General features: G+C 71.3%; 25 protein-coding genes. 1 reads left to right on the top strand and 24 read right to left on the bottom strand.

The window, feature by feature from the left end:
* Nucleotides 1-36: 36 nt before the first annotated feature.
* The 10 genes from ACFWPA_RS09465 to pdxT form a co-directional block, all read right to left on the bottom strand.
* Nucleotides 37-576, bottom strand: a complete 540-nt coding sequence (locus ACFWPA_RS09465; protein ID WP_378506235.1) for an adenine phosphoribosyltransferase — start codon at nt 574-576, stop codon at nt 37-39.
* Nucleotides 573-2,267 carry an ABC transporter substrate-binding protein gene (locus ACFWPA_RS09460; protein WP_378506234.1) on the bottom strand — a complete coding sequence of 565 codons (1,695 nt, stop codon included), beginning with the start codon at nt 2,265-2,267 and terminating at the stop codon, nt 573-575. The genes ACFWPA_RS09465 and ACFWPA_RS09460 overlap by 4 nt, the downstream gene beginning before the upstream one ends.
* 6 nt (nt 2,268-2,273) lie before the next feature.
* Nucleotides 2,274-3,452 carry a protein translocase subunit SecF gene (gene secF / locus ACFWPA_RS09455; RefSeq protein WP_378506233.1) on the bottom strand — a complete coding sequence of 393 codons (1,179 nt, stop codon included), beginning with the start codon at nt 3,450-3,452 and terminating at the stop codon, nt 2,274-2,276.
* Between the two features lie 2 nt (nt 3,453-3,454).
* Complete coding sequence (secD, locus tag ACFWPA_RS09450; RefSeq protein WP_378506232.1) at nt 3,455-5,158, bottom strand: protein translocase subunit SecD; 1,704 nt, start codon at nt 5,156-5,158, stop codon at nt 3,455-3,457.
* A gap of 92 nt (nt 5,159-5,250) precedes the next feature.
* Nucleotides 5,251-5,589: a preprotein translocase subunit YajC gene (gene yajC, locus ACFWPA_RS09445; protein ID WP_378506231.1), complete on the bottom strand. Its 339-nt coding sequence runs from the start codon at nt 5,587-5,589 to the stop codon at nt 5,251-5,253.
* A 73-nt stretch (nt 5,590-5,662) separates the two neighbouring features.
* Complete coding sequence (ruvB, locus tag ACFWPA_RS09440) at nt 5,663-6,757, bottom strand: Holliday junction branch migration DNA helicase RuvB (protein ID WP_378506230.1); 1,095 nt, start codon at nt 6,755-6,757, stop codon at nt 5,663-5,665.
* Nucleotides 6,754-7,353: a Holliday junction branch migration protein RuvA gene (ruvA, locus tag ACFWPA_RS09435; protein WP_378506229.1), complete on the bottom strand. Its 600-nt coding sequence runs from the start codon at nt 7,351-7,353 to the stop codon at nt 6,754-6,756. Before ruvA ends, ruvB begins: the two co-directional genes overlap by 4 nt.
* A complete protein-coding gene (gene ruvC / locus ACFWPA_RS09430; protein ID WP_378506228.1) occupies nt 7,350-7,934 on the bottom strand; it encodes a crossover junction endodeoxyribonuclease RuvC in 585 nt (194 codons plus the stop codon). Before ruvC ends, ruvA begins: the two co-directional genes overlap by 4 nt.
* A gap of 111 nt (nt 7,935-8,045) precedes the next feature.
* Nucleotides 8,046-8,798 (bottom strand): YebC/PmpR family DNA-binding transcriptional regulator, encoded by a 753-nt coding sequence (locus ACFWPA_RS09425; RefSeq protein WP_378570058.1) that lies wholly within the window; start codon nt 8,796-8,798, stop codon nt 8,046-8,048.
* A 100-nt stretch (nt 8,799-8,898) separates the two neighbouring features.
* A complete protein-coding gene (pdxT, locus tag ACFWPA_RS09420) occupies nt 8,899-9,495 on the bottom strand; it encodes a pyridoxal 5'-phosphate synthase glutaminase subunit PdxT (RefSeq protein WP_378506400.1) in 597 nt (198 codons plus the stop codon).
* Between the two features lie 272 nt (nt 9,496-9,767).
* Between pdxT and ACFWPA_RS09415 the strand changes: the two genes are divergently transcribed.
* Nucleotides 9,768-11,576, top strand: a complete 1,809-nt coding sequence (locus tag ACFWPA_RS09415) for an APC family permease (protein WP_378570057.1) — start codon at nt 9,768-9,770, stop codon at nt 11,574-11,576.
* Between the two features lie 60 nt (nt 11,577-11,636).
* On the opposite strand, the gene ACFWPA_RS09410 is transcribed toward ACFWPA_RS09415, so the two are convergent.
* The 14 genes from ACFWPA_RS09410 to ACFWPA_RS09345 form a co-directional block, all read right to left on the bottom strand.
* Nucleotides 11,637-12,020: a hypothetical protein gene (locus ACFWPA_RS09410; protein WP_378570056.1), complete on the bottom strand. Its 384-nt coding sequence runs from the start codon at nt 12,018-12,020 to the stop codon at nt 11,637-11,639.
* Between the two features lie 59 nt (nt 12,021-12,079).
* Nucleotides 12,080-13,210, bottom strand: coding sequence for a helix-turn-helix transcriptional regulator (locus ACFWPA_RS09405; protein ID WP_378570055.1), 1,131 nt, complete (start codon nt 13,208-13,210; stop codon nt 12,080-12,082).
* Between the two features lie 60 nt (nt 13,211-13,270).
* Complete coding sequence (locus tag ACFWPA_RS09400; RefSeq protein ID WP_378506225.1) at nt 13,271-14,086, bottom strand: acyl-CoA thioesterase; 816 nt, start codon at nt 14,084-14,086, stop codon at nt 13,271-13,273.
* A 239-nt stretch (nt 14,087-14,325) separates the two neighbouring features.
* Entirely contained in the window at nt 14,326-15,240 is a 915-nt protein-coding gene (pdxS, locus tag ACFWPA_RS09395; protein WP_378506224.1) for a pyridoxal 5'-phosphate synthase lyase subunit PdxS, read from the bottom strand.
* Between the two features lie 84 nt (nt 15,241-15,324).
* Entirely contained in the window at nt 15,325-16,380 is a 1,056-nt protein-coding gene (locus ACFWPA_RS09390) for an NUDIX domain-containing protein (protein WP_378506223.1), read from the bottom strand.
* Nucleotides 16,380-17,504 (bottom strand): glycosyltransferase family 4 protein, encoded by a 1,125-nt coding sequence (locus ACFWPA_RS09385; protein ID WP_378506222.1) that lies wholly within the window; start codon nt 17,502-17,504, stop codon nt 16,380-16,382. Before ACFWPA_RS09385 ends, ACFWPA_RS09390 begins: the two co-directional genes overlap by 1 nt.
* 1 nt (nt 17,505) lies before the next feature.
* On the bottom strand, nt 17,506-18,405 hold the full coding sequence (locus ACFWPA_RS09380) for a phosphatidylinositol mannoside acyltransferase (RefSeq protein WP_378570054.1): 900 nt from the start codon (nt 18,403-18,405) through the stop codon (nt 17,506-17,508).
* Nucleotides 18,402-19,067 (bottom strand): phosphatidylinositol phosphate synthase, encoded by a 666-nt coding sequence (gene pgsA, locus ACFWPA_RS09375; protein ID WP_378506220.1) that lies wholly within the window; start codon nt 19,065-19,067, stop codon nt 18,402-18,404. The genes ACFWPA_RS09380 and pgsA overlap by 4 nt, the downstream gene beginning before the upstream one ends.
* A gap of 1 nt (nt 19,068) precedes the next feature.
* Nucleotides 19,069-19,647, bottom strand: a complete 579-nt coding sequence (locus ACFWPA_RS09370; RefSeq protein ID WP_378506219.1) for an HIT family protein — start codon at nt 19,645-19,647, stop codon at nt 19,069-19,071.
* Nucleotides 19,644-21,695 (bottom strand): threonine--tRNA ligase, encoded by a 2,052-nt coding sequence (gene thrS, locus ACFWPA_RS09365; protein ID WP_378506218.1) that lies wholly within the window; start codon nt 21,693-21,695, stop codon nt 19,644-19,646. Before thrS ends, ACFWPA_RS09370 begins: the two co-directional genes overlap by 4 nt.
* A gap of 108 nt (nt 21,696-21,803) precedes the next feature.
* Nucleotides 21,804-22,454, bottom strand: coding sequence for a hypothetical protein (locus ACFWPA_RS09360; protein WP_378570053.1), 651 nt, complete (start codon nt 22,452-22,454; stop codon nt 21,804-21,806).
* Nucleotides 22,451-23,254 (bottom strand): ABC transporter ATP-binding protein, encoded by an 804-nt coding sequence (locus tag ACFWPA_RS09355; RefSeq protein WP_378506216.1) that lies wholly within the window; start codon nt 23,252-23,254, stop codon nt 22,451-22,453. The genes ACFWPA_RS09360 and ACFWPA_RS09355 overlap by 4 nt, the downstream gene beginning before the upstream one ends.
* The gene (locus tag ACFWPA_RS09350; protein WP_378506215.1) at nt 23,251-24,342 is read right to left on the bottom strand and encodes a FecCD family ABC transporter permease; all 1,092 of its coding nucleotides are present in this window, start codon (nt 24,340-24,342) and stop codon (nt 23,251-23,253) included. The genes ACFWPA_RS09355 and ACFWPA_RS09350 overlap by 4 nt, the downstream gene beginning before the upstream one ends.
* Nucleotides 24,339-25,346, bottom strand: a complete 1,008-nt coding sequence (locus ACFWPA_RS09345) for an ABC transporter substrate-binding protein (protein WP_378506214.1) — start codon at nt 25,344-25,346, stop codon at nt 24,339-24,341. The genes ACFWPA_RS09350 and ACFWPA_RS09345 overlap by 4 nt, the downstream gene beginning before the upstream one ends.
* Nucleotides 25,347-25,368 lie beyond the last annotated feature (22 nt).

The following is a 25,368-nucleotide window of genomic DNA, read 5'->3' as shown; positions in this document are numbered from 1 at the left end:
CCGATTCGAACTGCTCACCCGCACCAACTTTAGCCCTCAGACCCGCAGCAACGAGGTCAGCGGGCGGTCCGGCAGGCGACCGCGTCCGCGAAGCCCCTCGATCTCGAGGACCACCGCGATCGCGACGACGACGGCACCCGCCGCCTCGAGAAGCTCCGCCGCGGCACCGAGGGTGCCGCCGGTCGCGAGGACGTCGTCGATCACCAGCACCCGGCGCCCGCGCAGGTCGATGCCGTCCGCCGGGATCTCCAGCGTCGCGGTGCCGTACTCGAGCCCGTAGGACTGCGACAGCACCGGCGGCGGCAGCTTGCCCGCCTTCCGGACCGCGAGCACCCCGGCGTCGAGTGCCCGGGCGACGCCTGCGCCGAGCAGGAAGCCGCGGGCGTCGATGCCGGCGACCAGGTCGACGCCGTCCGCGAGCGCGGCCATCGCATCGACCACGTCCCGGAACGCGGCGGCGTCGGCGAACACCGGGGTCAGGTCCGCGAACCGCACCCCTGGCTCGGGGAAGTCATCCACCCAGCGGATCAGGCGGGCGACGTCGGCGGACGCCAGGTCGGTTCGGTCGGTGCTCACCGGAGAAGTATCCACCGGTCCATGTTCCACCCGGCCCCGGCGACGGTCGCGTTCGGTACCGCCGCGTGCATCCCCGCGGCGATCGAGGTGGCGCGCGGCGCCGCGAACAGCGGGAGCGACGGCATCTCGGTCCACAGAATGTTCTCGGCCTCCGTGGTGAGGTTCAGCCGGCTGCCCTCGGCGGTGTCGACCGCCAACTGGTCGGCGATCTCGGTGACCCGGCCGTTGCGGAAGTCGCCGATGTTGGTGCCGTTCCCCGCCGCGAGCGAATACGCGGGCGGCACCACCGAGTCCAGTCCCGCCGCGCCCTGCGCGGACCCGGTCCCGCCGAGCACGGCGTCGACCTGTCCCGCGCCGAGCGCGCCCGGCGTGTAGTCCGGCGATCCCGCGTCCTCGACGGTGATCCCGGCAGGCGCGCACGCCGCGGCGACGTCGGCGACGATCTGCGCGCGGCGCGCATCCGGGGCGAGATAGCCGACCCGGACGGTGATCGGCCCCTGACCCGACGCCGCGAGGGCGGACCGCGCGGCGTCGACGTCGGGCTGCAGGTAGCGGTCTCCGACCACGCCCGCCGCGGTCGGATAGATCAGCATGTCCGGCTGCGCGATCCGCGAGTTCAGCACACCCGATCCCAGCCCGGACGCGATGTCGAAGCCGGGGTGGCCGTACTCGTCGAACAGGCTCTGCCGCGGCACGCACGACGCGAACGCGCGCCGCGCGTCCGCCGACCCGAACACCCCGCCGGTCGCGAGCACGAACTGCTCGCTGCTGCGCGACGGCGCGGTGGTCGTGGTGAAGCCGTCCCCCGGGGCCAGCCCGTCGATCGAGCCCGCGCCGACGTCGATCACGTCGAGTTCACCGGCGGACAGCCGCGCGGGAAGGTCGGAGTTCTTCGGCCACACCACGATCCGGTCGGTGCCCGGCTTGTTCCCCCACCACTTGTCGTTGGCGACGAGGACCACCTCGCCGTCCGGGCCGACAGAGTCCAACCGGTACGGCCCCGACGACGGGAACAGCGCCGGGTCCGCCGGTCCCGGGGTGAGGGCCCAGCCGGTGTTCCAGAATTCGGCGAGCCTGCCGATCGCTTCGGTGTCGCCGCCGTTGAGTGCGCCGACGACGTCGGGCACGTTCGCGACCCGTCCCGCCACGTGCGCGGGCATCAGTGCGGTCGCCCCGAACAGCCCGCGCCAGTCGGCGAACGCGCGGCCCGGCTTGAACACGACCGTCGCGTCCTTGCCGCCCGGCGCGCAGTCGACCCGGTCGATGTCCGCGTAGCCTGCCCGGCTTGCCGCGTGGAACTGCGGGTACCGTCCACTGCCCGCAGCCCAGGCCAACACCATGTCGTCGCAGGTCACCGGGACACCGTCGGAGTAGACGGCGTCCGGATTGATCCGGTAGGCGACGGTCAGGGTGTCGCCGGGCGCGGTCAGCATCGAGCCGACGTCACCGTCGGACAGGGCGGTGCCCTCCGGGCCGAGGTAGCTGAAGCCGGTCAGCACCCGCACGAACGCCTGCCGCGCACCGTCGGCGGCGCCGGCGACGGTGTTCGCGTTGTACGTGCTGACGACGTTGTCGACGGCATACCCGATCGAGGGGACCTGGTCCTCCTGCGTCGAACACGCGGCGCTGGCCCCGACCAGCGCGCAGGCGGCGGCCACCGCGATCCGGTTCCGGACGGCACTGCTGCGCATGTCGCTCTACCTCTTCTTGTCGCGCTTCCCGGTCGGCCGTGCACCCGGCCTCGGGGCAGCGCCGGTGGGCCGCGGCGTCGGCAGCACCCCGGTCGAGCCTGCCAGTGCCGCCCCCGAAACCGGGGCCGACCCGCCGGATCGTTCCGCCCGGCGCGCGTGCACCTTCCTGGTGTGCGCGGCAACCGGCCCCCACCGCTCCTTGATCGACACCAGCAGCGGCGTCGCGAAGAAGATCGACGAGAAGGCGCCGACCACGATGCCGACCAGCTGCACGACCGCGAGGTCCTTGAGCGTGCCGACGCCGAGCAGCCAGACCGCGACGACCAGCAGACCGATCACCGGCAGCACACTGATCACGGTGGTGTTGATCGAGCGCATCAGCGTCTGGTTGACGGCGAGGTTCGCCTGCTCCCCGTAGGTGCGGCGGGTGGTGTGCAGAACGCCCCGGGTGTTCTCCTCCACCTTGTCGAAGACGACGACGGTGTCGTACAGGGAGAAGCCGAGGATGGTGAGCAGGCCGATGACGGTCGCCGGGGTCACCTCAAGACCGATCAGCGAGTACACGCCCGCGGTGACCACCATGTCGAAGAACAGCGCGATGATCGCCGCGATCGCCATGTCCCGCTCGAATCGGATCGCGATGTAGATGCTGACGATCACCAGGAACACCAGCAGCGCGATCAGCGCCTTCTTGGTGATCTGGCTGCCCCAGGTCTCGCTGACGTCGGCGACGCTGATCGCGTTCTTGCTCGGTTCGCCGTTCTTGTCCTCCGGCTGGAAGGCGTCGAACAGGGCGTTCTGCAGTTCAACGGTCTGCCGCGCGTCGAGCGCGTCCGACCGGATCTGAATGGTGGCGCTGTCCCCGGCGCCGACGGTCTGCACCGACACCGGATCCTGGCCGAGCGCCTCCGAGTACACCGCCTCGACCTGTTCGGTCGTCGCCCCCGTCGCCGCCGGGAACTGGATGCGGGACCCGCCCTCGAAGTCGATGCCGAGCGAGAATCCGCGGAAGATCATGCTCAGCAGCGAGATGGCCACCACGGCGGCGACCAGTGCGTAGTAGACCCGGCGCTTGCCGACCACCTCGAACGCGCCGGTGCCGGTGTAGAGCCGGGACAGCAGACCGTGCCGGGGCAGGGTCGCCTCGTCGACGGCGCCGTCGGAGATGTCCGTGTTGTTGCTCATGTTCAGGACTCCTTCGCCTGCGAGGCGGCGACCGCCGTCTTACGTTCGCGTGCCACCTGGCTGACGGCACCGAGGCCGTTGACGCTCGGCTTCGACCAGAACGCCGACTTCGACGCCAGGTGCACCAGCGGATGGGTCACCAGGAACACCACGATGACGTCGAGGATGGTCGTCAGGCCGAGGGTGAACGCGAAGCCGCGCACCTGACCGACGGCGAGCACGTACAGCACCGCCGCCGCGATGAAGCTGACCGCGTTGCCGGACAGGATGGTCCTGCGGGCCCGTGCCCAGCCGCGCGGCACCGCGGACCGGAAGCTGCGACCCTCCCGGATCTCGTCCTTGATGCGTTCGAAGTAGACGACGAACGAGTCGGCCGTCATGCCGATGCCGATGATCAGACCGGCGATGCCCGCGAGGTCGAGGGTGAACCCGATGTAGCGGCCGAGCAGCACCATGATCGCGTAGACCAGCAGCCCGGACAGGACCAGCGACAGCGCGGTCAGGATGCCGAGCATGCGGTAGTAGATCAGGCAGTACAGCAGCACCAGGATCAGACCGATCGCGCCCGCGATCAGGCCGGCCTGCAGCGAGGCCAGTCCGAGGGTCGCCGACACCGTCTCGGCCTCCGACGCCTGGAACGAGAGCGGCAGCGAACCGTACTTGAGGGTGTTCGCGAGTTCCTTCGCGGTGGTTGCGGTGAAATCACCGGTGATCGAGGTGGCGCTGCCCGCCGGGGTCGCGCCCTGCACGACGGGTGCGCTGACGACCTTCGAGTCGAGGGTGAACGCGGCCTGCTTGCCGATGTTGGCCGCGGTGAACTGCGCCCAGGTGGAGCTGCCACCGGACTTGAAGGTGAGGCTGACCTCGTGCCGGGCCTGCTGGGTGTTGAACTGCGAGGTGGCGTCCGAGATCTCCTGGCCGTCGATGATGCTCGGGCCGAGCAGGTACACGGTGGTGCCGTCGGTGGAGCAGGCGACCAGCGGCAGCGCCGGGTCGTCGTTGCCCTGCAGCGGGTCGGCGGCGGAGCAGTCCAGCGACGCCATCGCCTGCTGCTGCACGGCCGGGTCGGTGCTCTGCCGGGTCGCCTTCGCTGCCGCGATCTCCGCGGCGGCCTCGTCGGCCTCGTCCGCGACCGGGGTCTCGGCGGCGGGTGCCGGCGCCTCGGGCTCCGGGGTGTCCGTCGCGGGGACGTCGGGCTCCTGCGCGGGGAACGGGCGGTTCTGCGGGGCCGGGACATCGGTGGCCGGGTCATCGGTGGCCGGAGCGGGCGCCGGGGCCGGGGACTCCGCCGCGGGGGCCTGACCGGACTGCGCCTGGGTGTTCGCCGACACCTGCGAACCGAGCACCGGGCGGATGTACAGGCGGGCCGTCTGACCGAGCGTGCGGGCCTGGGCGCTGTCGTCACCGGGCACCGTGATCACCAGGTTGTCACCGTCGATGACCACCTCGGAGCCGGAAACACCGAGCCCGTTGACGCGGGTCTCGATGATCTCCTGGGCCCGCCGCAGGCTGTCCTGGCTCGGCGTGCTGCCGTCCGGGGTGCGTGCGGTGAGGGTGACCCGGGTCCCGCCCTGCAGGTCGATGCCGAGCTTCGGGGTCGGGGACTTGTCCCCGGTGAAGAAGACGAGCGCATACAGCACGGCGACGATCAGCCCGAAGATCACGAGCGAACGCGCAGGCCGGACGGCTCCGCTGGGTGATGCCACGATCCGTAGTTCTCCTAGTAGCTGGGTGCGGACTGCCCGCCTCGCACGCGACCGCTGCCGAGTGCGGTCACTCGGCAGCGGGGACGATCAGATCATTCCTGATCGAGGCGGCGCTGAGTCTGCTCGGGAGTCTCCTCGACCGTCGAGTCGTCGGTGTCGGCGGCGGCGTTGTCCTGGTCCTCGGTGACGAGTTCCCGGATCACCATGCGCGCCCAGGTGGTCACGACGCCCGGCGCGATCTCGAGGTCGACGGTCGTCTCACCCAGTGCGGCGACGGTGCCGTAGAGGCCCGCGGTGGTCATGATGCGGTCACCGACGTTCAGCGAATCCTGCAGTTCTGCGGTCTTCGCCATCTCCTTCTTCTGGCGGCGGATGCCGAGGAACATCGGCACCAGCAGGACGAGGATGAGGAGCGGGAACAGCAATTCCATCGTTGAAGTCAGTCCTTGAGGTTTGTCGGCGCGACCGGTCCCGTGCGGACCGGCGCAGTACACCAGTGTGCCATTACTCCCACGGCGCCTGCTGTGGTTCGTTCACACGCACCTCTATTCCGCCGGTCGCCGCCTCCGGGGGCGGCGTCAATCCGAGCTGCTCCCAGGCCGCTGCCGTCGCGACCCGGCCCCGCGGGGTCCGGGCGACGAGACCGGCGCGTACCAGGAACGGTTCGCACACCTCCTCGACGGTGCCGGGTTCCTCCCCGACCGCGACCGCCAGCGTCGACACCCCGACCGGTCCGCCGCCGAAGCTGCGGACCAGGGCGCTGAGCACCGAGCGGTCGAGCCGGTCGAGGCCGAGTTGGTCGACGTCGTAGACGGCGAGCGCGGCCCGCGCGACGTCCCTGGTGATGACCCCGTCCGCGCGGACGTCCGCGAAGTCGCGGACCCGGCGCAGCAGTCGGTTCGCGATGCGCGGCGTGCCGCGGGATCGGCCCGCGATTTCCGCGCTCGCCTCCTCACCGAGCCGGACACCGAGAATCCCGGCCGAGCGCAACAGGATTCGCTGCAGCTCGGGCGGATCGTAGAAGTCCATGTGTGCGGTGAACCCGAACCGGTCCCGCAGCGGTCCGGTCAGCGCGCCGGACCGGGTGGTCGCACCGACGAGCGTGAAGGGGGCGACCTCAAGCGGGATGGAGGTGGCGCCGGGGCCCTTGCCGACGACGACGTCGACGCGGAAGTCCTCCATCGCCAGGTACAGCATCTCCTCCGCGGGCCGAGCGATGCGGTGAATCTCGTCGATGAACAGCACGTCGCCCTCGACGAGGTTGCTCAGCATCGCGGCCAGGTCCCCCGCCCGTTCCAGCGCGGGGCCGGACGTCAGGCGCAGCGAGGTGCCCAGCTCGGCGGCGATGATCATCGCCATCGATGTCTTGCCGAGTCCGGGCGGACCGGACAGCAGGACGTGATCCGGGGTGCCGCCGCGCAGCTTCGCGCCGGCCAGCACCAGCTGCAGCTGCTCTCGGACCCGCGGCTGGCCGATGAAGTCGGTCAGCGACGTCGGGCGCAGGCTCGCCTCGACGTCCCCGTCGCCTGCAACGAGTTCGGCGGTGACCGGGGAGGTGTCGTCGTCGGGGTAGCCCGCGTCGTCGGGGAACCCGGTCACCGGGTCTTACCCAGCATCGCGAGCGCGGAGCGCAGCGCCCGCGACGTGTCGGCGTCGGGGTCCGCGGCAAGGACCGAATCGGTCGCCGGTTCGGCCTGCTTCAGCGGGAATCCGAGCCCGACGAGGGCCTCGACGATCTGGTCCCGGATCGGGCCTGCCGCGGGCGCGGAGGTGGGGGATCCGGGGGCCACCGGGACCGCCTCGACCTTGTCCCGCAGTTCGACGACCATCCGCTCGGCGCCCCGCTTCCCGATCCCCGGAACCCGGGTCAGCGCCGACACATTGCCCTCGGCGAGCGCCTTGCGCAGCGCCTCCGGTTCGAGGACCGCGAGGATCGCCATCGCCAGCCGCGGGCCGACACCGGACACCGTCTGCAGCAGCCCGAACAGGTCCCGCGACTCGGTGTCGTGGAATCCGTACAGGGTCATCGAGTCCTCGCGGACGATCATCGCGGTGACCAGTCGCGCCTCGGTGCCGCGCTGCAGCGTCGCGATGGTCGCCGGGGTGGCGTTCAGCCGGTACCCGACACCGGACGCCTCGAGGACCACGTGGTCGAGGGCGATCTCGAGCACCTCACCACGGACGGACGCGATCATCGTGTACCTGCCTTCTTCACCCTGGACCTGTTCAGTTCCGCGAGGCGCGCCTCGTACCGTCGCTTCTGGTCGGCGGCGGCCGCCTCGGCACGTGCCATCCGCTCGATCATCGGCGCCCGCCAACAGTGGCAGATGGCCAGCGCGAGCGCATCGGCGGCGTCCGCGGGCCGGGGCGCCTGCTGGAGACCGAGAATCCGGGTCACCATCGCGGTGACCTGCGCCTTGTCCGCGCGCCCGTTGCCGGTCACCGCCGCCTTGACCTCCGAGGGGGTGTGGAACCGGACGGGCACGCCGCGCTGGCTGGCGGCCAACGCGATGACACCGCCGGCCTGGGCGGTCCCCATCGCGGTCGACACCTGATGCTGCGCGAAGACGCGCTCGATCGCCACGACCTCGGGGCTGTGCACGTCCATCCAGTGACAGGCCGCGTCGTAGACGGCGTTCAGCCGGATCGCCAGGTCCATGTCCGCGGGAGTACGCACCACGTCGACGTCGAGCGCGGTCACCTGCCGCCCGCGCCCGGACTCGACCAGTGCGATACCGCACCGCGTCAGACCCGGGTCGACACCCATCACCCGCACGCGCCCACCTCTCGACAAGACTCACAGCCGCTGCGAACAGCTGTTCGAGAGTATAGGCGCGGGCACCGACACCGGCCGGGACCAACACGACCCCGGCCGGGACGGCCCGACTCAGGCGTCGAGTTCGGCGAGCACCTCGTCCGAGACGTCGACATTGGTGTAGACGTTCTGCACGTCGTCGGACTCCTCGAGCGCGTCGACGAGCTTGAACACCTTGCGGGCCCCGTCGGCGTCGACCGGGACCTCGACGGAGGCGCGGAAGTCCGGGTCGGCGGAGTCGTAGTCGATGCCCGCGTCGACCAGGGCGGTGCGGACCGCGATCAGGTCACCGGCCTCGGACACGATCTCGAACTGCTCACCGAGGTCGTTGATCTCCTCGGCACCGGCCTCCAGCACGATCTCCAGGATGTCGTCCTCGGACCGCCCGGCCTTGTCGAGGACGACGACACCCTTGCGGCTGAACAGGTACGACACCGAACCCGGGTCGGCCATGTTGCCGCCGTTGCGGGTCATCGCGGTGCGCACCTCGCCAGCGGCGCGGTTGCGGTTGTCGGTCAGGCACTCGATCAGCACCGCGACACCGTTCGGGCCGTAGCCCTCGTACATGATCGTCTGCCAGTCGGCGCCGCCGGCCTCTTCGCCTGCGCCACGCTTGCGGGCCCGCTCGATGTTGTCGTTGGGGACCGAGGTCTTCTTCGCCTTCTGGATGGCGTCGTACAGCGTCGGGTTTCCGGCCGGGTCACCACCGCCGGTGCGCGCGGCAACCTCGATGTTCTTGATCAGCTTCGCGAAGGCCTTGCCGCGCTTGGCGTCGATCACGGCCTTCTTGTGCTTGGTGGTGGCCCATTTGGAATGGCCGCTCATACGTGAATTCCCTCTTCCCGTTGGTTGTCGTGGTGCGGGGTGTGTGGGTGCGCCCGCGGCGGCGCGGCGGCCACGGCGGGAAGCACACAGTAGCGCCAGTTTACCCGCGGTCCACCCTGGCCTGGCGAACCATGCCGACGAACAGTTCGTGGATGCGGCGGTCTCCGGTCACCTCGGGGTGGAACGACGTCGCCAGCACCGGACCCTGCCGCACCGCGACCACCCGGCCCGCGGCCGGTCCGTCGGGGACGGTGGCGAGCACCTCGACCCCCGCCCCGACCCGCTCCACCCACGGCGCGCGGATGAACACCGCCCGCATCGGCTCCCCCGCCACGCCCGCGACGTCGAGGTCCTCCTCGAACGAGTCGACCTGACGGCCGAAGGCGTTGCGGCGCACCGTGATGTCGAGCCCGGCCAGGCAGTGCGCGTCGGGGCGGGTGTCGAGCACCTCCGACGCGAGCAGGATCATGCCAGCGCACGACCCGTAGGCGGGCATGCCAGCGCGGAGCCGGGCCCGCAGCGGTTCGAGCAGGTCGAACACCACGAGCAGACGGCTCATCGTCGTCGACTCGCCGCCGGGGATAACCAGCCCGTCCACGCCCGCGAGTTCCTCGGCGCGCCGGACGGTGATGGCCTCGGCCCCGGAGGCCCGCAGCGCGGCCAGGTGTTCGCGCACGTCCCCCTGCAGGGCGAGCACGCCGACCCGCGGCGCGGTGGGGGCGGGGGCGGCGGGTCGGTCGGCGGTGTCGAGGCTCGTCTGCACGGGTCGAGAATACGGACCGGTGTTGGCGATACCGACGGGCATGTCGGTCGATGCTCGGCCCGCGCGCCGCGATGCGTGCGGTGACGGCCGGAGCAGGACCGGCGGCTGATCCCCCGATCGACCGGTCCCGTCAACACCGCGGCCACCGCCGTCAGGTCATCGTCAAGATCGTCGGGATCCGCGGCGGACCGGCCGAGACTCGCCGCATGACCTCCACGCTGCTGATCCGGAAGCCCCGCGACCCCGCCGCGAAGCCGCCCGAACGGCACCGGCTGTCGGTGCCCACCGGCCTCGCGGGCCTGTCCCTGGACGCGATGGCGTCGGTGTCCTATGGGCCGGAGGCAATCGTGCTGGTGCTCGCCGCCGCGGGCGGGGTCGGGCTCGGGTTCACCCTCCCGGTGACGCTCGCGATCGCCGCGCTGCTCGCGCTGCTGGTGGCGTCCTACCGGCAGCTGATTGCCGCGTTCCCGAACGGCGGCGGCGCCTACGCGGTGGCCAGGGCCCGGCTCGGCGACCGCTCCGCGCTGGTGGCCGCGTCGTCGCTGGTGATCGACTACGTGCTCAACGTCGCGGTGTCGGTCGCGGCGGGCGTCGCCGCACTGACCTCCGCGGTGCCCGCCCTGCTCCCCCACACCGTGTGGATCTGCCTGGCCGTCGTCGTCGCCGTCACCGCGCTGAACCTGCGCGGCATCGCCGACAGCGCCCGCGCGTTCATGCTCCCGACCGTGGTGTTCGTCGCGAGCATCGCCGTCGTCATCGTGGCGGGCCTGCTGCGCACGGAGCCGCTGAGCGTCGCCGAGGGCGAGGCCGTCGCCACCAATGTCCAGGCGGTGGGCGTGCTGCTGCTGCTCAAGGCGTTCTCCAGCGGCTGCGCCGCACTGACCGGTGTCGAGGCGATCGCCAACGCGGTGCCCAGCTTCCGCGAGCCGCGGGTGCGGACCGCGCAGCGAACCGAGGTCGCCTTGGGAATCCTGTTGGGCACCATGCTGATCGGCCTCGCCGTCCTGATCGGCAAGTTCTCCCTGCACCCGGTCGAGGGCAGCACGGTGCTCGCGCAGCTCACCGAGGCCGCACTCGGCCGCGGGATCGGCTACTACGTGGTGCAGTTCGCCACCGTCGTGCTGCTCGCCCTCGCCGCCAACACCTCCTACGGCGGCCTGCCCACCCTGCTCCGGCTGCTCGCCGACGACCACTACCTGCCGCACCGGTTCGCGGTCCGCTCGGCCCGCGAGGTGTACCGGTACGGGGTGCTTGCGCTCGGCGGCTGCGCCGCGGTGCTCGTCGTCGCTGCCCGCGGCAACATGAACGCCCTCGTTCCGCTGTTCGCGATCGGGGTGTTCGTCGGGTTCACCCTGGCCCAGGCCGGGCTGGTCCGGCACTGGGTGACCGTGCGCAGCAGCGGCTGGCGGTGGCGGGCGGCCCTCAACGGGCTCGGCGCAACGACCACCGCCGCCGCCGCGCTCGTCACCACCGCGATGAAGTTCACCGAGGGCGCCTGGCTGATCGTGGTCGCGCTGCCCGCGCTGGTCCTGGCGATGGGCCGGGTGCGGGCCGCCTACACGGCCCTCGGCGTGCGGCTGCATCGCGGCGAGGTCCCGGGCCCGCCCACCCGCCGGGCGGGCACGATCGTGGTCGTCCCCGTCGCGGAGGTCTCGGAACTGAGCCGCGAGTCGATCGACACCGCACTCGCGTTCGGCGGCGACGTCGTCGCGGTCCGGGTCTGCCCGGCTGGTGAGTCCCCGAGCGCGTTCACCCGGGCGTGGGAGGCCTGGCATCCGGGTGTCCGCCTCGACCTTATCGACGGCGGCACCGAGGGGGTCGCCGCGCCGCTGACCCGGTACATCACCGAACACTTCGCCGGACGGCGGGTCGTCGTGGTCATCGGCGAGGTCGAGCCGGCAGCCGCCTGGCAGCGGATCCTGCCGACCGGGAACGGCGCCGACCTCGATCGCGCGCTGCGCCGCAACACCGACGCCGTGGTGTGCCGGGTGCGGCTGCGGCTCAGCCACCCTTGAGCGAGTTCTACCCGGCAGGGATGCACTCACTCACGACGCTCGATACCCGTGGGCACCAATTCACATGCCCATGCATGTACTCCCCAGATCGATGCCGCGCCCGACGTCGACTTTGAGTTCCTTCCAGCCGGGAGCCGGGCCTGACACCCCCGCATACAGGGTGTGCTCGCCGGTTGTTGCCGGTGTCCAATCGATCGTTGCGACGTCGCCAGCCTTCACACCTGCACCAAGGGCTGTGGCGCCATCGCGAAAGAGGATCGGGGCTGCGGGCGGGACGTTCGTGAGCGAGGCCGTGAGCTCGTAAGGGCAGCCCGTTCCTGCCTTGCCGAACTTCGAGATCGAGAGATCATCGACACCGGCGGCCGCGGTACCGGGGAACCCGAGGCCGATGACGGTGACCGCGCCGGCGGCGGTCACGATGCGCAGGAAGCTGTTGTGCCTCATGATGTGCTCCTCACAATGGTCGGACCCTCACTGTGGCAACCGCCGCCGGGATGCACCTCCTACGAATGCATGAGATCGCCGGAGCGCCCCTCCGTCCATCCCAGCGAACCGAGGATCCGCACCAGTTCGCTCTGCCGGGCGGTACCGGTCTTGGTGAAGACGTGTTGGAGGTGAGTACGAACCGTGGTCGACGACACGTGCAGACCCGCGGCGATCCCGCGCAGGGTATAACCACCCGCAAGCAGGCTCGCCACCCTGGCCTCCGACGGAGTCAGTTGGAACACCGTGCACAACATTTCCGCGCTGACCACCGGGGTGCGCTCGCCGTCAACCACCGTGATCATCGCGAGCCCGCCCCCGACAGCAGCGCGACGCATGGGGACGACCTGCACGACCAGGGGCCGCGTGCCCGTGGGGTGCGGGACAGTGACCACCGCGCCGGACGGCCCGCTGCTGCCTGCACCGCTCGTCGCCCTCTCAACGGCATGCCGGAAGTGCTGTCGGCACGACGACGGACCGTCCGCGCACACCATGCCCCAGGAGTCGACATGCAACCCGCCCTTACCGTCTAGCAGGTCCCGCGCAGCCGAGTTCGCATGCAGCACTTCGCCCGTGGAGCAGACGATGAGGACCGCATGGGGTGTGTTCTCGAGAATCTCGACGACACCGTCCCGGATGGTGTCGGCCTCCTCGATCCTCGCCTGCGCGGCCAACGCCTGCCGCAGATGGGGGACGAGTATCCGGACCGCCGCGAGTCGATCGCGGGTTGCGAAGGCGTCCCCGGTGAACGGTCTGGTGACAACGAGTGTGGTCGCGCACGCAGCGGGATGCGGGCGGCCGAGGTTGACGAGGATCCCGTCATCCATGCCGTGGCGTCGCGACCACTCGACGTGAAAGGGGTCTGCTGGCCGGCTACCGACCAGGTCGGTTCCGGACCAGATCGATCCGACCGGGCTCGCCTCCACCCATGGCAGGACCGGATCGCGGCCACCGTAATGCCGGTCGTAGCTGTCCTGCGCCTCCGGGTCCAGCACACCAGAGCGAATGCGCCGCCCGTCGAGCGACGCTGTCACCAACCCGCCCGCAGGCGCGTCGAGGACTCTGAGCAACCCGGTGACGATGTCGAGCCAACGGTCGGGATCCCCGATCGTCGCGTAGATCTGCTCAAGTAGCTCCGCGGTCCGCATCATGCCGAAACATCGGGTCGTGTCAGGGGACCCTGTTCGACTATAGGCGCTGGGCGGTCGAAATCAGTCCCGCATGAGGCGGGTCATGCCCTCCTGCACGACGGCGGCGACGATGGTGCCGGACCGGTCGAAAATACGGCCCTGCGTCAGTGCCCGCCCAAAACCGGCGGACGGGGACGACTGGTCGTACAGCAGCCACTCGTCCGCCCGGAACGGGCGCAGGAACCACAGGGCGTGGTCCAGCGACGCCTGCTGGATGCGGACACCGGCGTGCGGCACCTGCGCCGACCCGAGCAGCGTCATGTCCGACATGTACGCGAGGGTGCAGATGTGGAAGACGGGGTCCTCGGGCAGGGTCCGCCGGTAGCGGAACCACACCTGCTGCTGGGCGGGCACCCCGGGGCGGCGGGTGATGACCTCCTGCGGCACGAACCGCAGGTCCCAGTCGGCCCACTCCCGGAACTCCCAGGACAGCTCCTCCAGGGACAGCGCCGTGTCCGGCAACTCGTCGGGGTCGGGCACCGGCGGCATCGTGTCGCCGTGCTCGATCCCCACGTCCCCGACGTGGAACGAGGCCGACATCGTGAAGATCGCCTGACCGTCCTGCACCCCGGTGACCCGGCGGGTGCAGAAGGACCGTCCGTCGCGCACCCGGTCCACCAGGAACACCGCCGGAATGGTCGGGTTTCCCGGCCGCAGAAAGTAGCCGTGCAGCGAATGGACCCGGAACGCCGGATCCACGGTCCGGACCGCGGACACCAGCGCCTGACCGGCCACCTGGCCGCCGAACGTGCGGGTCAGCATCGTCTCCGCCACGATCCCGCGGAAGATGTCCTTCTCGAGCTGCTCGAGTTCGAGAATCTCTTCGATCGACGACATGCCGCTCAACCTAGCAACGACGCGGCCCCGCATCGGTGCACGACGCGCGTCGCTGCGCTCGCCTTCCGATGCGGGGCCGTGTGGGGAATCAGCGGTGGGTCACCACCCGCGCTCGGCGAGCCGGTGCGGCTGTGTCAGGGGCCGCCCTCGGCCTGCGAATGCAGTCAGCTCACCACCCGCGCTCGGCGAGCCGGTGCGGCTGTGTCAGGGGCCGCCCTCGGCCTGCGAATGCAGTCAGCTCACCAACCGCGCTCGGCGAGCCGGTGCGGCTGCGGGATCTCGTCGACGTTGATGCCGACCATCGCCTCGCCGAGGCCGCGGGAGACCTTCGCGAGCACGTCCGGGTCGTCGAAGAAGGTGGTGGCCTTCACGATCGCCGCGGCCCGCTCGGCGGGGTTGCCGGACTTGAAGATGCCGGAGCCGACGAACACGCCCTCGGCGCCGAGCTGCATCATCATCGCCGCGTCCGCGGGGGTCGCGATGCCGCCCGCGGTGAACAGCGTGACCGGCAGCTTGCCCTCCTTCGCGACCTCAACAACCAGCTCGTACGGTGCCTGCAGCTCCTTCGCCGCGACGTACAGCTCGTCCTCGCTCAGCGACCCGAGACGCCGGATCTCCGCGCCGAGGGTGCGCATGTGGGTGGTCGCGTTGGAGACGTCGCCGGTGCCCGCCTCGCCCTTGGAGCGGATCATCGCCGCGCCCTCGGTGATCCGGCGCAGCGCCTCGCCGAGGTTGGTGGCACCGCACACGAACGGGACGGTGAACTTCCACTTGTCGATGTGGTTCGCGTAGTCGGCCGGGGTGAGCACCTCGGACTCATCGATGTAGTCGACGCCGAGGGACTGCAGGATCTGCGCCTCGACGAAGTGCCCGATCCGGGCCTTGGCCATCACCGGGATCGACACGGCGGAGATGATGCCGTCGATCATGTCCGGGTCCGACATCCGGGACACGCCGCCCTGCGCGCGGATGTCGGCCGGAACGCGCTCGAGCGCCATCACCGCGACAGCGCCCGCGTCCTCGGCGATCTTGGCCTGCTCGGGAGTGACGACGTCCATGATGACGCCGCCCTTGAGCATCTCGGCCATCCCCCGCTTGACGCGGGCGGTACCAGTTGTGGGGGCGGTATCGGGGGTGCTCACGGCAAACTCCATCGGTAGTGGCTTCTCACTCGGAACCGTCCCGGACGCGGGCTCGAAGCTCGGCCCCCCGCCGGTCGTGAAGACGATCCTAGTGCCTCAGCGAATGGACCGGACCTCGGGCTCACCCGGCCGGGCGAGCACCGCGTGCACCTCCGCGACCAGGTCGGGCAGGTCCTCCGGATAGACCACCTCGCCGCCCGCCGCGACCGCCCGCATGTCGTCCGGGCTGCACCACCGGTGCCCGGAGATCGCGCGCCGCTCCAGCTCGGTGAAGCCGCCGCGCTGCGGCGTGAACGCGGTCCGGCGCAGCGCGAAGAACAGCTCCTCGGATCGGATCACGTCGCCGTCGTACGGGAACACCGCCACCCGGCGCCAGATCGGGCCGCGCAGTTCGTCGGCGGCGACGACGAGCCCGGTCTCCTCCCTGACCTCGCGGACCGCGGCGCCGCGCAGGCTCTCCCCCGACTCGACGCCGCCGCCGATGGTGAACCAGAAGTGCACGTCCGGCACCTGCGGGTCGTGCCCGCGCAGCAGCAGCACCCGGCCGTCGTCGTCGACCAGCACCACCCGCGCCGAGGTCCGCATCTCGTCGACGCCCTGCCCGGCGCCGGCCGACGCGGTGGTGCGTTCGGCGATCTCGAAATAGGTGGGCAGCGGTGCGGTTCCGCCGAGATGCAGCCAGCGCACCGGCCGCCGGGTGCGCAGCGCGAGGGTGTCTCGGACCGCGTCGTTGTGGAACCGGCGCGCGATCAGCACCCGCGCCTCCGCGTCGGCGAGCTCCGCCACCAGCTGCGGCGCGAGGGCCTGCCCGGGCACCGCGGCCAACGCCGCCGACAACTGATTCTCGGCGGACTCCCGGTCCGCCCGGTCCGCCCGTTCGGCGCGGTCGGCCAGCTCGCGCAGCCGCTGCCCGCCCAGCTCCGGCGGCGGCGCCGACCCGAACGCGTACCCGGTCGGCACCACCGCCGCGGCGACGGCCCGTGCGACGACGGCCCGGCGGGCCAGCGCCGAATCGAGTGCCTGCCAGGACAGGTCGGAGCGGACGTGCAGGCGGTCCAGCCGATTCGCGGTGCCGTACGCCCACACCCCGATCGCGACGAGGACCGCGACGACGAGGGCGACGACCAGGATCGTGGTGGCGGACAGGGTCATCAGGCCTCCACCCGCACGGGCTGGGCGCCGACGGTCACGGTCTCGTACACCCGCAGGATCTGCTCGGCGACCACCGGCCAGTCGTACTCGGCGACCACCTCGGAGGCGACGTCGACCAGTGCGCGGCGCTGGTCCGGGTCCGAGAGCACCCGGTCGATCGCCGCCGCCAACGCGGCCGAGTCCCCGATCGGGGTCAGCAGGCCCGCGGTGCCGTCGCGCAGCACGCGCCGGAACGCGTCGAGTTCGCTGGCGACCACCGGGACGCCCGCGGCCATCGCCTCAACGAGGACGATGCCGAACGACTCGCCGCCGAGGTTCGGCGCGCAGTACACGTCGACGCTGCGCAGGGCGGACGCCTTCTCCTCGTCGGTGACCTGCCCGAGCAGGTGCAGGTGCCGCGCGTACCGGCCCGCCTCCTTGCGGAGCCGGTCCTCGTCGCCGCGGCCGACGACCAGCACCCGCAGGTCGGGGTGTCGCTGCACCAGCTCGGGCAGCGCCCCGAGCAGCACGGCCATGCCCTTGCGCGGCTCGTCGTAGCGGCCGAGGAACAGCACCGTCCCGCCCCGGCGCGGATAGCCGTCGAGCGGTGCGGCGTTCGCGAACGCGGGCACGTCGACACCGTTCGGGATTTCGACGGCGTCCGAGCCGAGCGACTCCACCTGCCAGCGCCTGGCCAGCTCCGACACCGCGATCCGGCCGGTGATCTTCTCCAGGTACGGCTGCAGGACACCCTGAAACGTGCTCAGCACCAACGATTTCGTCGTCGATGTGTGGAAGGTCGCGACGATCGGACCCTCCGCGATCTTCATCGCGAGCATCGACAGGCTCGGCGCGTTCGGCTCGTGGATGTGCAGGACGTCGAAGTCGTTGTCGGCGATCCACCGCCGCACCCGCGCGTACGACACCGGCCCGAACGTCAGACGGGCGACGGACCCGTTGTACGGGATCGCGACCGCCCGGCCCGCGGACACCACGAAGTCGGGCAGGTCGGTGCCCTCCGAGGCGGGCGCGAGCACGCTGACCCGGTGTCCCCGCTCGATCAGCACCTGCGCGAGCTCGACGACGTGCGCCTGCACTCCCCCTGGGACGTCGAACGAGTACGGGCACACCATCCCGATCTTCACGTCACGACTCCATTCGGGCCAGGCGCGCCTCGGACAGGTCGGCGAGCCACAGCGGCTGCAGCATGTGCCAGTCCGCGGGGTGGGCGGCGATGTTCACCGCGAACCGGTCGGCGAGGGCCTGCGTCGCGGCCTGCACCCCGCCGCCGGTATCGATCGGGGCGCCGACCGAGAACCCCCAGTCGTCCCCCTCGAACCAGCAGTGCACGGGCAGCAGCGCCGCCCCGGTCTCGATCGCGAGTTTCGCTGGCCCGGCGGGCATCCGGGTCGGTTCCCCGAAGAACGTCACCGGCACCCCGCGCGCGGCGAGGTCACGCTCGCCGAGCAGGCACACCACCCGGTTGTCCCGCAGCCGGTCCGCGAGCTGACCGAACGGCGGCGCCTCCCCGCCGCTGAGCGGGAAGATCTCGAAGCCGAGGCTTTCCCGGTACGCGACGAACCGCTGGTACAGCGACTCCGGCTTGAGCCGCTCGGCGACCGTTGCGAACCGGCCGTGCTTCTGGACCAGCCAGACCCCTGCCATGTCCCAGTTCCCGGTGTGCGGCAACGCGAGCACGACACCCGCGCCCGCGGCGAGACCAGCCTCGAGGTGTTCCTGCCCCTGGATCTTCGAGTCCAGCCGCCGACCCAGTTCGGCCTGGTCCATCGACGGCAGCCGGAACGCCTCCCGCCAGTACCGGGCGTAGGACCGCACCGACGCCCGGATCAGCTCGTCCGGCACCCGATCCGGCGGCACCCCGAGCACGCGGGCGAGGTTGCGCCGCAACTGGTCCGGCCCACCGCGCCGGGTGGCGAGGTCGGCTCCGAGGTCGAACAGCCGGGTCGCGACGCGGTCGGGCAGCGCCCGGACCAGGCGCCAACCCGCCGCGTACCCCAGATCGCTCGCCCGTTCCCCGAGGCTCACTGTGCCTCGCCATCGGGTGCGGCGATCGGCAGCAGGTCACGCGCACCGGGCGAGTTCCGCACCGCAAGCACCCGCTGAAACACGGTGATGACACTGGCGACGGCGAGCAGCCACATCGCCACGTACACCGCCCATTCCAGCCATCCGATACCGAAATGCCCCGCAATACCGGTCAATCCGGCCCCGACGAGGACGATGATCAGCCGGTCCGGCCGCTCGATGAGTCCGCCGTCGGCGGACAGGCCGCTCGCCTCGGCGCGCGCCTTCGCGTACGAGATCACCTGCGAGGTCACCAGGCAGATCAGCGTCGCGACCAGCAGTGAACGGCTGCCCTCGTGGTACACCGCCCACCAGGCGAGGCCGGCGAAGATGGCGCCGTCCGCGATCCGGTCACAGGTGGCGTCGAGCACCGCCCCGTACCGGGTGCCGCCGCCGCGGGCCCGGGCCATCGCCCCGTCCAGCATGTCGAACATCACGAAGAACCAGATGAGCATGGTTCCCCAGAACAGGTGCCCGGACGGGAACAGGGTCAGCGCGCCCGCCACGCTGGCGACGGTGCCGAACACGGTCACCACGTCCGGTGTCAGCCCGGTGCCGATCAGCGCCCGCCCCATCGGCGCGGTCACCTTCGACACCGACGCCCGCCCGAGAATGCTCAGCATCTCATTCGCCTCCGCTGCCGGTGATCGGCTCCTGCCACGCGGCCGACAGCAGCGCCCTGGTCTCACGCAGCAGCTGCGGCATCACCTTGGTGCCGCCGAGGACGGTGATGAAGTTGGCGTCCCCGCCCCACCGCGGGACGATGTGCTGGTGCAGGTGCTCGGCGAGCGACCCTCCTGCTGCCGCACCGAGATTCAGACCCACGTTGAACGCGTCCGGTCGCGACACCCGCTTGATCACGCGGATCGCCTGCTGGGTGAACGCCATCAGCTCGGCGGACTCGCCCGCGGTGAGATCCTCGAGCGCCGCGACCCGCCGGTACGGCACGACCATCATGTGCCCCGGGTTGTACGGGTACAGGTTGAGCACCGCGTAGACGTGCTCGCCGCGCGCGACGATGAGGCCCTCCTCGTCGCTCATCTTCGGGATCGCGGTGAACGGTCCCTCCTCCGACGTCGCCGCCTTCGGCGACTCGGCGATGTACGACATCCGGTGCGGCGACCACAGCCGCTGCAGCCGGTCCGGGTCGCCGGGCCCGGTGTCCACCATCGACCCCTCGGGCTGGTCGGGTGTCCCACTCATGTGAGGTCCCCGACGAGGTCCGCGGTCGGCGACGAGTTGTCGCGGCGGGCAATCCAGTCGGTGATCACCGCGATGGCCTTCGCGACCGGCACACCGTTGACCTGGGTGCCGTCCCGGAAACGGAAGCTGACCGCACCGGACTCGACGTCCCGCTCGCCCGCGAGCAGCATGAACGGCACCTTCTGCGTGGTGTGGGTGCGGATCTTCTTCTGCATCCGGTCGTCGCTGGCGTCGACCTCGGCGCGGATGCCCGCCTTGCGCAGGCCGCCGACCACGTGGTGCAGGTGGTCCTCGAACGCCTCCGCGACCGGGATGCCAACCACCTGGAGCGGGGCCAGCCACGCCGGGAACGCTCCCGCGTAGTGCTCGGTGAGCACACCGAAGAACCGTTCAATCGACCCGAACAGCGCACGGTGGATCATCACCGGGCGGTGCTTGGCGCCGTCGGTGCCGGTGTATTCGAGCTCGAACCGCTCGGGCAGGTTGAAGTCCAGCTGGATCGTCGACATCTGCCAGCTGCGACCCAGCGCGTCCTGCACCTGCACGGAGATCTTCGGACCGTAGAACGCGGCCCCACCCGGGTCCGGGATCAGGGTCAGGCCGGAGGCCTCGCCGACCTCACGGAGCGTCGCGGTGGCCTCCTCCCACAGCGCGTCGTCGCCGACGAACTTGTCCGGGTTCTTCGTCGACAGCTCGAGGTAGAAGTCGTCGAGTCCGTAGTCCTTGAGCAGGCCGAGCACGAACTGCAGCGTGGTGGTCAGCTCGTCGCGCATCTGCTCCTTGGTGCAGTAGATGTGCGCGTCGTCCTGCGTCATGCCGCGGACCCGGGTCAGTCCGTGCACGACGCCGGACTTCTCGTAGCGGTAGACGGACCCGAACTCGAACAGCCGCAGCGGCAGCTCCCGGTACGACCGGCCGCGGGACCGGAAGATCAGGTTGTGCATCGGGCAGTTCATCGGCTTGAGGTAGTACTCCTGGCCCGGCTTGCGCACGGTGCCGTCCTCGTTGAGTTCCTCGTCGATGTGCATCGCCGGGAACATGCCGTCGCGGTACCAGTCGAGGTGACCGGAGACCTCGTACAGGTGTCCCTTGGTGATGTGCGGCGAGTAGACGAACTCGTAGCCCTCCTCGACGTGCCGCTTGCGGGAGTAGTCCTCCATCTCCTGCCGGATGATGCCGCCCTTGGGGTGGAACACCGGCAGCCCGGAGCCGAGCTCGTCGGGGAAGGAGAACAGGTCGAGTTCCGCACCGACCTTGCGGTGGTCGCGCCGCTCGGCCTCGGCCAGCAGCTCCATGTGCTCGTCGAGCGCCTCGCTCGATTCCCACGCGGTGCCGTAGATGCGCTGCAGCTGCGCGTTCTCCTGGTTGCCCCGCCAATACGCGGCGGAGCTGCGGGTGATCTTGAACGCCGGGATGAACTTGGTGGTCGGGAGGTGCGGGCCGCGGCACAGGTCCTTCCAGATCACCTCGCCGGTGCGCGGGTTGAGGTTGTCGTAGATGGTCAGCTCGGTGCCGCCGACCTCCATGATCTCCGGGTCGTCGATCCCGGACTTGTCGCTGATCAGCTCGAGCTTGAACGGCTCGTTCGCGAGTTCGACGCGGGCGTCCTCGATGTCGTCGACGACGCGGCGGGAGAACCGCTGCGCGTCCTTGACGATCTTCTTCATCCGCTTCTCGAGGCGGGTGAGGTCCTCGGGGGTGAACGGCTCGGCGACCTGGAAGTCGTAGTAGAAGCCGTCCTTGATCGGCGGGCCGATGCCGAGCTTCGCGTCCGGGAACTCCTGCTGCACCGCCTGCGCGAGGACATGCGCGCAGGAGTGCCGGATCACGCTGCGACCGTCGTCGGTGTCGGCGGCGACGGCCTCGACCTCCACGTCGACGTCCGGGGTCCAGGACAGGTCCTTGAGGGTTCCGTCGGCGTCCCGCACGACGACGACGGTGTCGGGGCCCTTGGTCGGGAGGCCGGCCTCACGGACCGCCGCACCGGCGGTAGTCCCGGCAGGCACCCGGACGCGGGCGGCTGGGGCTACGGATGCAGGCGTGGTCACGGCGATGTGCTCCTCGGTGTACGGGCCGACACGACGTCGGCACGGCAGATGAGCCCTCATGCTATCGGCACCGCCGACCGTTCGGCCCGTACACCCGGTCCGGTGCGCCTACAGGCCCGCCAGCCGCGCGGCACGCACCTCCGGCCGCTGATGCGGGCAGCTGACGCACTTGGCCCGGTCGGCGGCACCGGGATCGGCACCGGCGACCGCCGCGGGCGCGCGGTAGATCAGGCAGCACGACGTGCGGCGCAGGAACCTGCGCGGACCGACGTCGACGAACCTCGGCACCGGGAGCGGCGGCCCGATCAGCTCCGCGAGCCGGACCGCGAGCGCGCTGCCCGCGGCGGGCGAGCCGAGCCCGGCCCCCGCGTCGAGCGCCCGGTTCCCGAGCGAGTCCGCGGCGATCGCCCACAACGCGGGCACACCGGCGCCGCTGGCCTGCGCCAACGCGGCGATGATCGCCTCGAGGGTGTCCCGCAGGCCGGCGGCCAGCTGCTCCGGTCCCCGCACCGTCGCCTCGGTGTGCAGCGCGTCGAGGTAGCCGTCGGGGCGCAGCGTCGCGGTGGCGTGCGCCAGCGCCGGGTCGGGCGCGACCCCGGCGCGCAGCAGTCCGGTGGTCGCGGGCGCCAGCAGCGTCGAACTCGCCGAGTACCACCACAGGGTGCCGTTGACCCTGCGGTCCCGGCAGGTCCACCGGCGTCCGGTGTCCGCGATCCGGGCGTCGAGCCAGTCCGCGTCGGTGAGCAGCGTCGCCCTCATCGCGCCTCCACCTCCTCCTCGGCCAGCCCGGTCACCGACAGCGACCGGGCCCCGGTCGCCGGGTCGGTATGCACGGATCCGAGTATCCCGAAGACATCGGCAAGCAGCGGCCCGTCGAGTACCAGGGCGGGGTCACCGGCCCCGACCACCGCGCCGTCGTGCAGGACCGCGATCCGGTCGCAGTACTCGACGGCGAGCCGCAGATCGTGCAGCGTCACCACCACGGCGAGGCCCTCATCGGCCAGCCGCCGCAGCAGCCGCATGACGGTCAGCTGGTGCCGCAGGTCCAGGTGGTTGGTCGGCTCGTCCAGCAGCAGCACCCGCGGCCGCTGGGCGAGGGCGCGGGCGATCGAGACCCGCTGCCGTTCCCCACCGGACAGCGCCCGCACGTCCCGGTCGGCGTGCGCGGTCAACCCGACCTGGGCGAGCGCGTCGTCCACGACGGCCGTGTCCCGCCCGCTGGCGCGTTCGAGCCAGCCCAGGTGCGCGGCGCGGCCGAGCCGGACCGATTCCCGCACCGTCAGCCCCGGCGCGCTCGGCGGTTCCTGGGTGCTCGCGGCGAGTTCCCTCGCCAGCTCCCGCCGCCCGATCGTCGCGGAGTCCCTGCCCCCGACCGCGATCAGGCCCGCGCTCGGCCGCATCGCCCGGTAGCAGCAGCGCAGCACCGTGGTCTTGCCGCTGCCGTTCGGGCCGACGAGCGCCAGCACCTGCCCCGGGGCGACCTGCAGGTCCACCCCGGCCAGCACCTCGCGGCCGCCGAGCTCGGCGCGCAGTTCGTGGATGGCCACCGCGGCGCTCATGCGTCCTCCCGCCGAAACTGGCGGTACAGCATCACCACGAACACCGGCGCACCGACCAGGGCGGTGACGACACCGACCGGCAGCTCGGTGCTCGCACTGACCGCGCGGGCGGCGAGGTCCGCGAGCACCAGCGCCACCGCGCCGAGCAGCGCGGCCACCGGAAGCAGCCGCATCGCGCCGAGCCCGACCAGGAAGCCCGCCACGTGCGGGATCAGCAGTCCGATGAACCCGATGCCGCCCGCGACGGACACGGCGGCCGCCGCGAGTACCGAGACACCCAGCAGGACGAGCACCCGGAAGCGGCGCACGTTCATGCCGAGCGCGGCTGCCCCGTCGTCGCCGGCGTGCAGCAGGTCGAGCCAGCGCGCCGACGCCAGCGCGGCGGCGCCGATGACGGCGAGCGCGACCGCGGGCCACACCGCGGTGGACCAGCGGGCATCACCGAATCCGCCAGCAAGCCAGCGCAGCACCGTCGACAGCTGGTGCTCGTCCGCGATCACCAGCAGCACGAACATCGTCAGCGCGGTGAACACCTGGGCCATCGCGACGCCGACCAGCACCACGCCGGTCACGTTGTGGTGCCTGCCGCCGATCGCGAGGGCCGCGACCAGCGGCACCAGCGCGCCGAGGAACGCGGCCGCGGGCACCGTGAACACCCCGAGCAGGCCGGTGCCCACGCCGAGCACGGTGACCAGCACGACCCCGAAACCCGCGCCGGAGGACACCCCGAGCAGGTACGGGTCGGCGAGGGGGTTGCGGGTGACGGCCTGCGCGAGCGCGCCGCCGAGCGCGAGCGCGGCACCGACCGCGGCCGCGGTCAGGGCGCGGGGCAGGCGGGAGTCGAGGACGATCCGTTCCCTGGCCTGCGACCACCACGGGTCGAAGGCTCCCCCGCTGATCCGGTGGCCGACGATCGCCCACACGTCGCCGACCGGGATCCGCACCGAACCGAACGACACCGCGAGCGCGATCGCCACCGGTAACGCGACGAGGAGGCCGAGAATCAGTGCGGGCGTTGCGATCCGGCGGGCCGCTTCCGGGGCGTCCGCGGCAGGGGTCGACGCGGCGGGCGCCGCGACGACCGTCATCCGGTCACCCCCGGCACGGTCGGATGCAGCCGCCCGGCGAGCTCGCGCACCGCGTCGACCATCCGCGGGCCCTCGAAGAAGTTGCCCAACGGCAGCACGACGATCCGGTCCTCGCGGACCGCGGGGGTCGCCGACATGATCGGGTGCCCGCGCAGGTAGGCCAGCTTCTGCTCGACCGGCGCATTGCCGTAGTCGAGGACGACGATCGCCTCCGGCGCGCGTTCGCCGACCGTCTCCCAGGTGGTCGTGGTGTATGGCTTCACACCGTCGGCAGTGATGTTGCGTGCGCCCGCGTACTCGGCGATCAGATTGCCGATCCCGACCCCGCCGATGGTCAGCGGCTCGTTCTCGCCGCCGTCGTAGAAGAAGGTCGGCACCGGCGCCGCGCCAGCCGCGGTGAGCCGCTCGCGCATCTCGGCGAGCGGCTGGGTGATCTCGGCGGTCAGCGTCGCGGCCGCCTCCGGGACACCGAGCAGGGCACCGAGATCGGCGAAGTCCTTCTCCAGCAGCCCGATCGACGGGAAACCCTGCCCGCAGTACTCGGAAAACAGGAAGGTGTCGATGCCCGCCGCCTCGAGCAGGTCGCGGTCCCGGCCCTCCTTCGCGTCGAAGGCGCTGCGCATCCCGCCGACGACCAGATCCGGTTCGAGGTCACGGATCTGCTCGGCGGTCGGGTACTGCCGGGCCAGGCTCGGGATGGCGCGGAACCGGTCGGCGACCTCCGGCATCGGGTTCGGGGTTTCCCCGTAGCCCATGCCGACGATCCGGTCGGCGACGCCCATCAGGATCAGCACCTCGGTGACGTGGGCGTTCATCGGGATGATCCGCTGCGGTGGCGCGTCGAAGGTGGTGGTGCGCTCGCAGTTGGTGACGGTGACGGGCGTGGGGAACGGCTGCGCCGCCGCGTGTTCGGCGGCGCCTGCGTCCCGGGAGCAGCCGGTCAGCGCGAGGGTGGCGACGAGTGCGAGAGAAGCGATGCCGCGTCGCTTGTGGTGAATGTTCACGGGGACCTCGGGGTTCGGGGGT

The sequence above is a fragment of the Rhodococcus sp. NPDC058505 genome (genome assembly GCF_042720095.1).
In the GTDB taxonomy this organism is placed as follows: domain Bacteria; phylum Actinomycetota; class Actinomycetes; order Mycobacteriales; family Mycobacteriaceae; genus Rhodococcus_G.
This window is presented reverse-complemented; position numbering and strand designations above follow the sequence as displayed.